This is a genomic window from Mesorhizobium sp. 10J20-29 (assembly GCF_054130485.1).
In genome coordinates, this window is the sequence record NZ_CP199156.1 from 4,879,228 (window position 1) to 4,892,070 (window position 12,843).

At 68.7% G+C, this 12,843-nt stretch carries 7 protein-coding genes; 4 read left to right on the forward strand and 3 right to left on the reverse strand.

Annotated elements, in window-relative coordinates; genetic code table 11:
* The first annotated feature begins 210 nt into the window (after nucleotides 1-210).
* The 3 genes from ACT2BZ_RS23470 (at nucleotide 211) to ACT2BZ_RS23480 (ending at nucleotide 8,271) form a co-directional block, all read left to right on the forward strand.
* The gene (locus ACT2BZ_RS23470) at nucleotides 211-5,676 is read left to right on the forward strand and encodes an alpha-2-macroglobulin family protein (RefSeq protein WP_457938230.1); all 5,466 of its coding nucleotides are present in this window, start codon (nucleotides 211-213) and stop codon (nucleotides 5,674-5,676) included.
* A 16-nt stretch (nucleotides 5,677-5,692) separates the two neighbouring features.
* Nucleotides 5,693-7,786: a penicillin-binding protein 1C gene (pbpC, locus tag ACT2BZ_RS23475; RefSeq protein WP_457938232.1), complete on the forward strand. Its 2,094-nt coding sequence runs from the start codon at nucleotides 5,693-5,695 to the stop codon at nucleotides 7,784-7,786.
* A 92-nt stretch (nucleotides 7,787-7,878) separates the two neighbouring features.
* Nucleotides 7,879-8,271 (forward strand): GFA family protein, encoded by a 393-nt coding sequence (locus ACT2BZ_RS23480; RefSeq protein ID WP_457938233.1) that lies wholly within the window; start codon nucleotides 7,879-7,881, stop codon nucleotides 8,269-8,271.
* A 33-nt stretch (nucleotides 8,272-8,304) separates the two neighbouring features.
* On the opposite strand, the gene ACT2BZ_RS23485 is transcribed toward ACT2BZ_RS23480, so the two are convergent.
* Both ACT2BZ_RS23485 and ACT2BZ_RS23490 read right to left on the reverse strand, forming a co-directional pair.
* Nucleotides 8,305-10,068, reverse strand: coding sequence for an adenylate/guanylate cyclase domain-containing protein (locus ACT2BZ_RS23485; protein ID WP_457938234.1), 1,764 nt, complete (start codon nucleotides 10,066-10,068; stop codon nucleotides 8,305-8,307).
* A gap of 130 nt (nucleotides 10,069-10,198) precedes the next feature.
* Nucleotides 10,199-11,104, reverse strand: a complete 906-nt coding sequence (locus ACT2BZ_RS23490) for a LysR family transcriptional regulator (protein WP_457938235.1) — start codon at nucleotides 11,102-11,104, stop codon at nucleotides 10,199-10,201.
* Between the two features lie 133 nt (nucleotides 11,105-11,237).
* Here ACT2BZ_RS23490 and ACT2BZ_RS23495 point away from each other — a divergent pair, with 133 nt between their 5' ends.
* Entirely contained in the window at nucleotides 11,238-12,158 is a 921-nt protein-coding gene (locus tag ACT2BZ_RS23495; protein WP_457938236.1) for an alpha/beta fold hydrolase, read from the forward strand.
* Here ACT2BZ_RS23495 and ACT2BZ_RS23500 read toward each other — a convergent pair.
* A complete protein-coding gene (locus ACT2BZ_RS23500; protein ID WP_457938238.1) occupies nucleotides 12,155-12,826 on the reverse strand; it encodes a TVP38/TMEM64 family protein in 672 nt (223 codons plus the stop codon). The two genes, ACT2BZ_RS23495 and ACT2BZ_RS23500, sit on opposite strands and share 4 nt — an antisense overlap.
* Nucleotides 12,827-12,843: the final 17 nt, after the last annotated feature.

Below are 12,843 nucleotides of genomic sequence, written 5' to 3' on the forward strand. Positions count from 1 at the left end.
GTGTCAGAAGTTACGTAAGGTAGTCCCGTCCCCCGGCGTTCATGAGTTATGTTTCGGAAAGACGGGTATTTTGCGACATAGCATGCCGGGCGGCATGCGCAAGCAAAGACCTTGGCGGGGCTTGGCCCGCAAACGGGCGGTGTGACAGGCTTGGGCGATGCCTGTGCCGCCTCGCATGTTTCGACGTTCGCCCCGGTGGAGGAAAATGACATGCGGGTGGTCAACGGGCTTTCGGTTCTTGGGTTCCTCTTCTTCGTTTTCATGGCGCCGGCTCTGGCCCTCGAGGCGCGCCAGGTCGTCACCACGCCCGACGGCGATTATTTCGGTTTCGACCTCAGGTCCGAGCAGAACGTCACGCTCGATCAGTGCAAGACCTCCTGCCTCGGCGACAGCCAGTGCCGCGCCTTCACCTACAACACCAAGGCCAAATGGTGCTTCCTGAAGTCCGACTTCGCGACGCTGAAGCCCTTCGCCGGCGCCGTCGCCGGCAAGGTCGTCCCGCTCGCCGGCGATCCTGACCTCGGCGCGCCGCCCGCCGTTGCCTGGTTCCCCGACTGGATGGTTCCGGAGGCACAGGCCATGCGCAAGCGCATCCTCGCCGACCAGCCGTCGGACGAGGAAGGCATGGCCGCGCTCACCGAGGCCGGCCACAACGCCATGCTCACCGGCGACCCGCGCACCGCCGTGCAGAAATTCACCGCCGCGGTGCGCATCCTTCCCGACGATGCCGGCCTCTGGCTCGACCTCACCCGCGCCATCCAGGCCGTGCGCGGCATCAACTACCAGGAAACCGCGAGCCTGAAGTCCGAGGTCACCGCGGCCGCCTGGAACGCCTATCTCGTCTCGCGCACCGCGCCCGTCCGCGCCGGCATCCTTGCAGCACTTGCCGTCGGCCTCGACAATCGCGACCTATTCCGCCCGGCGCTGCAGGCCTATGAGGCAAGCCTTGCACTGGTCAATTCCGCCCTGGTCCGCGCCGAATACGAGGACCTCAAGGCGCGCAAGGGCTTCCGCGTCATCGAACACACCGTAGAGGCCGATGCCGCCTCGCCGCGCATCTGCGCCCAGTTCTCCGAGGATCTCGTCAAGGTCGGCGTCGACTACGCGCCCTTCGTCACCGTCGACGAGGCGGCGCCGAAGAGCGTCGAGGCCGACGGCCGCCAGATCTGCGTCGGCGGTCTCGCGCACGGCCAGCAGTACCGCGTCGCCTTCCGCGCAGGCCTGCCGGCGGCGATCGGCGAAGTGCTTGAATCGCCCGTCATGCTATCGGTCTACGTCAAGGACCGTGCCCCCTCGGCCCGCTTCACCGGCGATTCCTTCGTCCTTCCCTCGACGGCGCGGCGCGGCATCCCGGTCGTCACCGTCAACATGGACGTCGCCGACATCAAGCTCTTCCGCATCGGCGACCGCGCGCTCGCCCAGCTCATCTCCGGCTACCAGTTCCTGCGCCAGATCGACGGCTACGACATGAGCTCGATCGGCGACCAGATGGGCGAGCCCGTCTGGCAGGGCGAGCTCGTCGTCGCCAACGAGCTCAACAAGGAAGTCACCACCAGCTTCCCGGTCGACGAGGCGCTGCCCGACCGCAAGCCCGGCGTCTACGTCATGACCGCGACGCCGAAGGACGACCGCAGCGAGACCTGGCAGTCGCGCGCCACGCAATGGTTCGTCGTCTCCGACATCGGCCTGTCCACCTACACCGGCCAGGACGGGCTCACCGTATTTGCCCGCTCGCTCTCCACGGCCCTGCCGGTCGCCGGCGTCGACCTGACGCTGCTGGCCAGGAACAACGAGATCCTCGGCACGGCGAAGACCGACGGAGAGGGCCGCGCCAGCTTCAATCCCGGCCTGTCGCGCGGCGAAGGCGGCATGGTTCCGGCCGTGTTGATGGCCTCCGACGGCGACCAGGATTTCGTCTTCCTCGACATGACCCGGGCGGGCTTCGACCTGTCCGACCGCGGCGTCGCCGGCCGCGCCGCGCCCGGCGCGCTCGACGTCTATGCCTGGACTGAGCGCGGCATCTACCGCGCCGGCGAGGAGGTGCATGTCGCAGCCCTTGCCCGCGACGGCACCGCAAGTGCCGTCGAGAACCTGCCGCTCACCTTCATCTTCTCGCGCCCCGACGGCGTCGAGGATCGCCGCATCGTCTCCGACGGCGCCGCCGCCGGCGGCCATGCCGTCGACCTGCCGCTGTCGAGTGCCGCCATGCGCGGCACCTGGTCGGTCGCCATCCACACCGATCCGAAGCAGCCGGCCGTCGCCAGCCAGGTCTTCCTGGTCGAGGACTTCGTGCCCGACCGCATCGAGTTCGACATGACCAGCGACCGCGACGAGATCGCGCTCGGCGAGACCGCCGAGGTCACCGTCGACGGACGCTTCCTCTATGGCGCGCCGGCCGTCGGCCTTGCGCTCGAGGGCGAGGTCACGCTGTCCACCGTGCGCGAATGGGAGGCCTTCGACGGCTATGTCTTCGGCCTCGCCGACGAGCAGGAGGGCGACGCCACCCGTCTCCCGCTGCCCGCCCTTCCCGCCATCGGCGAGGACGGCAAGGCGACTTTCCCGGTCACCGTCACCCAGCTTCCCTCGACCACCCGCCTCGTCAATGCCGCCGTCACCGTGCGCATGCGCGAGGCCGGCGGCCGCGCCGTCGAGCGCGATCTCGACATCGGCATCCGTCCGCCGTCCGACATGATCGGCATCCGCCCCGATTTCTCCGGCAATGAAGTGCCGCAGGGCGGCACGGCGAAGTTCAGCGTCATCGCCACCAACCCGGATGGCGAGCGCGTCGCGCTGGCCGGCGCGCAATGGTCGCTGGTCAAGGTCGAGCGCAACTACCAGTGGTACCGCTCCGGCAATTACTGGAACTACGAGCCGGTCACCTTCACCAGGGCCGTCGCCAACGGCACGCTCGACATCGCGGCCGACGGCACCGTGTCGCTGTCGCAGCCGGTCGACTGGGGCCGCTACCGCCTGGAGATCGAGACCGCCGACCCCGCCGGCCCCGTCACCAGCTACGAGTTCGATGCCGGCTGGTTCGTCACCGCCACCTCGACCGAGACGCCGGACGGCCTGGAAATCGGCCTCGACAAGGCGACCTATGCGCCGGGCGAAGTTGCGAAGCTGAAAATTTCGCCGCGCTTTGCCGGCGAGCTGCTCGTCACCGTCGGCGCCGACAGGCTGCTCGCCACCGTTTCGGCCAGCGTGCCGGCCGACGGCGCCACCATCGACATTCCGGTCGGCCCCGACTGGGGCGCCGGCGCCTATGTCACCGCCACGCTCTACCGGCCGGGCGAGGCGCAGGAATCGCGCATGCCCTCGCGCGCCATCGGCGTCAAATGGCTGAAGGTCGATCCGGGTGCGAAGAAGCTCGCCGTCGCGACCGAGGCGCCCGAAAAGTCCATGCCGCGCTCGACGCTTGCCGTGCCGGTCTCCGTCACCGGAGCCGAGATGGGCGACGAGGCCTACGTCATGGTCGCCGCCGTCGATCTCGGCATCCTCAACCTCACCCGCTACGCGCCACCCGATCCGGAAGCCTGGTTCTTCGGCCAGCGCATGCTCGGCATCGAGCTGCGCGACCTTTACGGCCGCCTGATCGACGGCTCGCTTGGCGTCACCGGGCGTCTGCGCACCGGCGGCGACGGTTCGGCGCTTGCCGCCGAAGGCAGCCCGCCGACCGAAGAGCTGGTCGCCTTCTTCTCCGGTCCCGTCCGGCTCGATGCCGACGGCAAGGCGACCATCGGTTTCGACATCCCGCAGTTCAACGGCACCGTCCGCATCATGACGGTCGCCTGGACCCGCAAGGCCGTCGGCCATGCGGTTCAGGATGTCGTCGTGCGCGATCCGGTCGTCGTTACCGCCGGCCTGCCGCGCTTCATGGCGCCCGGCGATGGCGCCGTCATGCGCCTCGACGTCGCCAACACCGACGGTCCCGACGGCGACTATGCGCTGGAGATCGAGACCACCGGCGACCTGTCGACCGGCAGCGCACCGCTGCCCGACAAGCTCACCCTCACCGGCGGCAGGCGCCAGACGCTCACCGTGCCGCTGATCGCGCAGACCGTCGGCACTGCCGGCATTACCATCCGGCTTGCCCATGCCGACGGCACGACCGTCGAGCAGGCGCTGTCGATCCCGGTCCGCCCGGCTGCCATGCCGGTCACCACCCGCATGGTCGTCGATCTCGGCCCGGACGGCCGCAGCCTGCGCGTCGATCGCGAACTGCTTGCCGCCAGCATGATCGAGGGCGCCAGCGTCAGCGTCGGCGTCTCGCAGTCGGCCGCGCTCGACGTGCCCTCGCTGCTGATGACGCTCGACCGCTACCCCTATGGCTGCGCCGAGCAGACCACCAGCCGGGCGATGCCGCTGCTCTATGTCAGCGAACTGGCGGCCGGCGCCGGCATGGACGACGATCCGGAGATCCGGACCCGAGTCCAGGACGCCATCTACCGCGTCGTCAACTACCAGTCCTCGTCGGGCAGCTTCGGCCTCTGGGGCCCCGGCTACGGCGACCTCTGGCTCGACGCCTATGTCAGCGACTTCCTGACGCGCGCCCGCGAAAAGGGTTTTGACGTGCCCGCGCAGGCCATGGCGCAGGCGCTGGGCAATCTGCAGAACGCGCTCGCCTACGACATCGACCTCGAGGACCGCGGCACCGAGATCGCCTATGCGCTCTATGTGCTGGCCCGCAACAAGAAGGCCTCCGTCGGCGACCTGCGCTACTATTCCGACACCCAGCTCGAGGCCTTCTCCAGCCCGATGGCGGTGGCACAGCTCGCCGCCAGCCTGGCGCTCTACGGCGACGTGCAGCGCTCCGAGGCGACCTTCGGCGCTGCCAGCCAGCTTGCCCGCTCGACCGGCGAGCACGACTGGAGCCGCGCCGATTACGGCTCGAAGCTGCGCGACGGCGCGGCCATGCTGGCGCTCGCCGCCGAAAGCCGGCCGGTCTCGGCCGTGGTGCCCGAGCTGATCGGCTTCGTCACCGCCGAGCGCGACGCCACCCAGTGGACCAGCACGCAGGACGAGGCCTGGATGCTGCTTGCGGCACGCGCGCTGCAGGCCGGCAACGCGGCGCTGTCGCTGGAGGTGGACGGTGAGCCCTATACCGGCGCCTTCTCGAAGACCGTCACCGGCGAGCAGCTGCTCGACCAGCCGATCGTCGTCGCCAACACCGGCAGCCGGCCGATCCAGGCGGTGGTTACCACGGTCGCCGCACCGCTGCAGCCGCTGCCTGCCGGCGGCAACGGCTTCGGCATCGAGCGCACCTACTACCGGCTCGACGGCAGCGAGGCCAACGTCACCGAGGTCGCGCAGAACGAGCGCCTCGTCGTCGTGCTGAAGGTCACCGAGGACAATGACTGGGCGCAGCGCGTGCTGGTCAACGACCTCCTTCCGGCCGGTTTCGAGATCGACAACCCGCGCCTCGTCTCGAGTGCCGACCTTGCCAATTTCGACTGGCTGGCGCGCACCGAGGCGGCGCATCTCGAATTCCGCGACGACCGTTTCGTCGCGGCCTTCGACCGCACGGCCGGCGGCGACCGGGCGATCACGCTCGCCTATGTCGTGCGCGCCGTGACGCCCGGCGTCTTCACCCACCCGGCGGCAAGCGTCGAGGACATGTACCGGCCGCAATATTCGGCGCGCACCTCGACCGGCATGATGGAGGTCAAGGCGCCGTAAGGCGCGGGCAAAGACGATGGCGAAAACCCGCCTCCTGCGCAGCCTTTCCATCGCCGCCGTCTCGGCAGTCGCCCTCCTGGGCGCCTCCTGGGCGGCGCTGGAATCGCTCGACCGCGCCTACCCGCCGCCGCTGCCCGATGCCGGCGCCCTGTCGTCAGAGGTCGCCGACCGCGACGGCGCGCTGCTGCGCGCCTTCGCCAACCCGGACGGCCGCTGGCGCCTCGCCACCACGCTCGACCAGGTCGACCCGCGCTTCGTCGACATGCTGATCGCCTACGAGGACAAGCGCTTCTTCGACCACCGCGGCGTCGACCTCCTGGCGCTCGGACGTGCCGCCCTGCAGTTCGCCGGCAATGGACGCATCGTCTCCGGCGGCTCGACCCTGTCGATGCAGCTTGCCCGGCTGATCGAGCCGCGCGAAAGCCGCAGCCTGGCGAGCAAGCTGCGCCAGCTGCTGCGCGCCATCCAGATCGAGCGCCGGCTTTCCAAGCGCGATATCCTGGAGCGCTACCTGACGCTGGCGCCCTATGGCGGCAATCTCGAGGGCCTGCGCTCCGCCTCGCTCGCCTGGTTCGGCAAGGAGCCGAAGCGCCTCTCCGTCTCCGAGGCTGCGCTCCTCGTCGCCCTGCCGCAACTGCCCGAGCGCCGCCGGCCCGACCGCAACCCTGAGGGCGCGCTCGCCGCGCGCGACCGCGTGCTTGGCCGCATGGTCGAGGCCGGCCTGTTCGGCGAACGCGAGGCAGCCCGCGCCGCCCTCGAGCCGGTTCCCGGCCGGCGCCTGCCGCTTCCCGCCCTCGCCGCGCACGCCGCCGACTCGGCGCTGCGCAACCAGCCGGGACGCGAAGCGCACCACCTGACGCTGGTGAAATCCGTGCAGGAAAACCTCGAGGCCGTCGCCGCCGAGGCCGCGCAGAAACTCGGGTCCCGCGTCTCCGTCGCCATGGTCATGGCCGACGCCATGACCGGCGAGATTCTCGCCGAAGTCGGCTCGGCCGGCTTCCTCGACGCCTCCCGCTCCGGCTGGATCGACATGACGCGCGTGCTGCGCTCGCCCGGCTCGACGCTGAAGCCTTTCATCTACGGCCTCGCCTTTGAGGAAGGCATGGTCGCGCAGGAGACCATCATCGAGGATCGCCCGAGCGACTTTGCCGGCTACCGGCCGCGCAATTTCGACATGGGCTACCAGGGCGATGTCTCGATCCGCCAGGCGCTGCAGCTGTCGCTCAACGTGCCGGCGGTGCGCCTGCTCGACGCCGTCGGCCCGGCCCGCCTCGCGGCGCGCTTCCGCCAGGCCGGCGTCACCCCGGTCCTGCCGGCCGGCGAGGCGCCGGGGTTGGCGATCGGCCTCGGCGGCGTCGGCGTGTCTCTGCGCGATCTCGTCCAGCTCTATACCGGCCTGTCGAACGGCGGCCGCGCCAAAACCCTGCGCGACGGCTCGGAGGCGGCCACCCCTGCCCCGCTCGCCAACGGCACGGTGCTCGAACCGGCCTCGGCCTGGCAGATCACCGACATCCTGTCCGGCGTCAAGCCGCCGCTCGGCGCGTCGCAGCGCGGCATCGCCTACAAGACCGGCACCTCCTACGGCTACCGCGACGCCTGGTCGGTCGGCTATGACGGCCGCCATGTGCTCGGCGTCTGGGTCGGCCGCCCCGATTCCGGCGCCGTGCCCGGCCTGTCGGGCTACGACACCGCCGCCCCCATCCTCTTCGAGGCCTTCGCCCGTTCCGGCCTTGCCGCCGTGCCGCTCAGGCGTCCGCCGGCCGGCGCCTTCAAGCCCGGCCGCGACGAACTGCCCGTCACGCTCGAGCGCTTTTCCGCGCCGCAGGACGCGCTGCTTGCCCTCAACGTCACCGAGCCGGCGCCCAGAATCGTCTTTCCGCCGGAAGGCGCCCATGTCGAGCTCGGCGCGGCCGGCGCGGCCGCCTCGCCGCTGGTGCTGAAGCTTCAGGGTGGCCGCGCGCCGTTCCGCTGGCTCGCCAACGGCAAGCCGCTCGTCGACCTCGCCCGCCGCCGTACCGCCACCTGGCAGCCCGACGGCGCCGGCTACTCCACCCTCACCGTCATCGACGCCGCCGGCCGCGCCGCAAGCGTCAAGGTGTTCGTCGAGTAGGAATGCAACGCTTCCGGCCGACCGGCGAGCCATTGCGATGCCCCTCCCGTCCGCTCTAGGTTCCGCTCACGTCCTTCGAAGGAGATTTCGTCATGGACAGGTTCACCGGCGGCTGCCTGTGCGGCGAGGTTCGCTTCGTTGCGACCGGTCGCCCCTACCGCGTCGGCCTCTGCCACTGTCTCGACTGCCGCAAGCATCACGGCGCACTGTTCCACGCCTCGGCGATCTTCCCCGCGGACGCGGTGACGATCGAGGGCGAAACGCGCGACTATAAGGGACGGCATTTCTGCCCGCGCTGCGGCTCGTCGGTTTGCGCACGCTCCGGCGACGAGATCGAAGTAAACCTCGGCTCGCTCGACACCCCCGACCAGTTCACGCCGACCTACGAACTCTGGACCGTCCGCCGCGAAGCCTGGCTGCCGCCCTTCCCGCTCGCCCGACACTACGAGCGCGACCGCGAATCTTCCGGCCGTTCCGAGGAATAGCGGTCTTCCAGGCCCAAGGGGCGCTGAGGCGTTCTAGCCGACCAGCTTCAGCGCAGCGGAAGCCACCGCGCTGGTCAGGTCGCCCTCGAGCTGGTCGCTGATCGCCTTGTCCCGGAAATACTCCGTCAGCACGAACCTGGCCGGATCGAATGCCGGGTCGATGGTCAACAGGGCATCCCTTGCCTTGCGCAGCCTGTCGGTGTCGTCCAGATGCACCGCGGCGGCGGCCCGGTAGGCGGCGGAACGCCGCGACGGTCTGGCGAATTCGCCGACCACTCGATAGCAGTTCTGATGGTCGCCGATCACGTAGTGCGCGACAGCCTCGAGCTCGCGGCAATATTCCGGCAGGAAGGGATCGAGCCTTTTCGCCCGCTGCAGGTAGGTCAGCGCGGTCTGGCCATCGCCGAGAAAATTGTAGAGCTCGCCCATCCTGCCCACAATGAATGCGTGGTTGGGATTGAGTTCCAGCGCGCGGTTGAAGTGATAATGGGCGCGGTCGAAATCCCGCTGGTAGAGCGCCAGCGACCCCGTAATCCGGTGCGATTCAGCGTCGGTCTCGTCGAGCTCGACGGCAAGCCGGCCGGATTCCAGAAGGTCGTTCCAGACGTCCTCCCCGGTCCATTCGGCGAGCGTCGACAGGGCACAGGCGCGCCAGGCATGTGCCCGGCCGAAGTTGCGGTCCTTCTCTAGCGCCTGCTCGAACCAGTACAGCGCCTGCTCCGCAGTCTCGCGGGTCACGCCACCGATGCGATGCAACTCCAGTCCGCGCATCAGGCAGTCATAGGCCTCGAGATCGGTCGGCCGCTTGCGCCTGGCGCTGGCCTCGGCCCGGCGTTCGATCTGCCCGGCCACCGAAGACACGATCTTGGCAATCAGTTCGTCCTGCACGTCGAACAGTTCGGCATAGGTGCAGTCGTGCTTCTCGGACCAGATCTGGTCGCCTGTCGCGGCGTCCACTAGGTAGCTGTTGATGCGAACCCGGTCTCCGAGCTTGCGGATACCGCCTTCGAGGCAGAACTGCACGCCGAGCGTCCTTCCCACCTCCCGCGCGTCGATGCTCTTCCCCTTGAGCCCGAAGCTGGCATTGCGCGAGATCGTGAAAACGTCGGGAAAGCGCGACAGTTCGGTGATCAGGTCTTCCGTAAAACCGTCGGCGAAATATTCCTGCTCCGGATCGTTGTTGATGTTCTTGAACGGGATGACCACCACGGAGTTCGGCTGCCGCTGAGGTCCCTGGATCGCCGCCAGGTGGTCGCTCTCCATCAGAGCGGTGGCAAAGCTGTGCGAGCCAAGTTCGCCGACCACGCAATAGACGCTGACCGGCTCGGCGATGTTCTTCAATTGCCGGCTTCCCTTGTGCTCGAACTTGAGCTGCGCCTTGTGCTTGACGTGGTCGAACACCGTGCTGCTGACGAAGACCGAACCGGGACTGGCCTCTGTCTCGATGCGGCTGGCGATGTTGACCCCGTCGCCGAGCAGGTCGTCGCCGCTGACCACGACGTCCGCCAGGTGGATGCCGATCCTGAGCTCCAGGCCGATCGTCTCGGCCATGTCGGCCGCCGCCAGCTCCTGCTGCAGCTCGTAGGCTGCCCGCACGGCGGAAACCGGGCTGGCGAACTCCGACAGGAAGCCGTCGCCGGCGCGACTGAAGATGCGGCCGCCATGCACCGCCGCCTTCGCCGCGATAAGCTCCGCCAGCGCGGCCACGCGTCGGATGGTGTCTGCTTCGTCCTGACCCATCCTGGCGGAATAGCCGACCACGTCGGCAGCCACGATCGTAGAGAGACGTCGCTCCATCTATGCCAGCTCCTCGGGAATGGAGACTAAGGCTTGAGCCGGTACCCGTCCAGCAGATCGGCAGTCGGCCCGCCGTCGGCGTGACGCCGCCACCGGCTTTTCCGGCCACCACTGAGGCATCTCGATGCCATCAGCCGGGTCCCCGGTCCCAGTAGGGCGGGTCGCCAAAGCTTCGCCTGAGGCTCGCAACCAGCGCCAGCACCTTGGTCGATGGATTGCGTTCGCGCGGATAGGCGACGAAGAGCTCCGCGCCTTCCGCCTCGGTGCCGATATCGACATGGACCAAGCTGCCATCGGCAAGCTGTTCGTGCATGAAGAATGTCGGCAGCAGCGCGATGCCGAGCCCGGCCGCCGCCGCATCGCGCATCACCACGCCATTGTTGACGCGCAGAACGGCGCGCGGCCGCACTACGCTCCAGCCGGCCGCACTGCCGAAGCGCCAGTCGGCCTCGCGGTTGGCATAGAGAATGCCGTCATGGGCGGCGATCTCGGCCGGCGTTTGCGGGCGCCCGCACCGCGCCAGATAGTCCGGCGACGCCACCAGCAGCCGGCGGCTGCTTGCCAGACGCTTGGCGACCAGCCGGTTGTTGTTGACCGGACCATGCCGCACCACCGCGTCGAACCCGTCGGAGGCGACATCGACGAAACGGTCGTCGAGTTCCAGCGTCAGGTCGATGCCCCTGTTTTCGCCGAGGAAGGCGTTGAGCGCCGGACCCAGGTGAAGCATGCCGAAGCTCACCGGGGCCGACAGCCGCAGTGGCCCGACCAGCGTGCCGCGCCGCTCCGTCAGTTCCGCTGTCGCCTCGGCCGCCTCGCGCAGGATGGTTCTGGCGCGCGGCAGGAAGGCCTGCCCGTCCTCGGTCACCGAGAGTTTTCGTGTCGATCGCTGGATCAGCTTGGCACCGAGTTCCCGCTCCAGCTCGGAGAGGCGCTCGCTGGCGACGGACTTGGCGATTCCGAGTCGCCTTGCCGCGCCGCTGATCGACCCCGACTCGGCCGCCATGACGAATGTAGCGAGGCTCTCGAGCTTCATCATCGTTCGGCTATTCCGAAATCCGGTTCCGTACTTTGCAGTCTAATCCGAACGATGCCCGAATGCTATCTGGCAGGGGTCCAGCGGGATGGAACGATGGCCGGTCGGCCGTCTCCCGGCTGATGGAGACGCAAACATGCTGAAACTCGTGATGGGAGCGCTGGCCGCCCTTGCAATCCCCCTGTCGGCGGCAGCCCAAGTTCCACCCTTCCCGGCGTCGTTCGAGACGCGTGATATCGAGACCAATGGTGCGACGATCCACGTCCGCTTCGGCGGCCAGGGACCGGCCGTGGTCCTGCTTCACGGCTACGGCGAGACCGGCGACATGTGGGCGCCGATGGCCGGGGAACTCGCCCGCGACCACACCGTCGTCGTGCCCGACCTGCGCGGTCTCGGCCTGTCGTCGAAGCCCGAGGGCGGCTACGACAAGAAGACTCAAGCCAACGACGTTGCCGGAGTGCTCGACGCGCTGCACATCGACAGCGCGGATTTCGTCACCCACGATATCGGCAACATGGTCGGCTACGCCTTCGCGGTCCAGCACCCCGAGCGGACGACGCGCTTCGTCCTGATCGACGCGCCGCTGCCCGGCATCGGGCCGTGGGAGGAAGTCCTGAAGAACCCGCTGCTGTGGCACTTCCGCTTCGGCGGAGCGGACATGGAGCGGCTGGTTGCGGGGCGCGAGCGCATCTATCTCGACCGCTTCTGGAACGAGTTTTCCGCTACCCCCGCCGCATTCACGGAAGCCTCGCGCGAACATTACGCCGAACTCTACGCCCTTCCCGGCGCCATGCATGCCGGCTTCGCGCAGTTTGCCGCCTTCGATCAGGATGCGGCCGACAATCTCGCCTTCCTTGCCGGCAAGGGCAAGCTGACCATGCCGGTCCTGGCGATCGGTGGTGAGAAGTCGTTCGGGCCGATGATGGCGACGGTCATGCGATTCGCCGCCAGCAACGTCAGTGAAGGTATCATCCCGGGCTCCGGCCACTGGATCATGGAGGAAAACCCGGCCGCCACCGTCGCGATGGTCCGCGGTTTTCTCGACGCCTCGAACTAGCGCCCGCGCCGAACCCGCAGCGCCGCCACGATTGCCGGCACCAGCGTGATGGCGCCGCCGGCAACCACCACGACAAGCCAGTCGATGCCGCCGGTCGCCATGCCCGCCCCCATCGCGGCGAGCGTCCAGCATATCGGCACGATGCCGAGCGCGGTGGCGATCGCGAAGCGGCAAAACGACAGGTTGGTCAGGCCGGTCGCATAGCTGATCGCGTCGAAGGAAATGAACGGCACCAGCCGCGACGCGAACACGATTCCCATCAGCGCGCCCTGCGAGCGCGGCACGGCGATGAATTTCATCACCGGGTTCTGCGACCGCCTGACCGCGTCATAGCCGAAATGGCGCGCCATGCTGAAGGCGATCAGGGCACCGGTCTCGGCGCCGACGATGCTGACGACAGCCCCGCCCGTCGCCCCATAAAGCATGCCCGCCGCCACCGCGATCGGCCCGCTCGGGATCGGACTGACCACCACGGCCAGCACCATCAGTGCGATCAGCGCCAGCGGCCCGAAAATCCCGAGACCGCCGATCGCCCGGTGAACCCATGCCGCGTCGAATGCCGGCAGCTGCGCGTGGTTGAAAGCCAGCCATGCCGCGGCGCAGGCAGCCGCCACCGTGACCGCGGCCAGCACGGCCATCTTGCGCGGATGGGTTGTGCCCAGGACCATGATCGCATCCTCCCGCC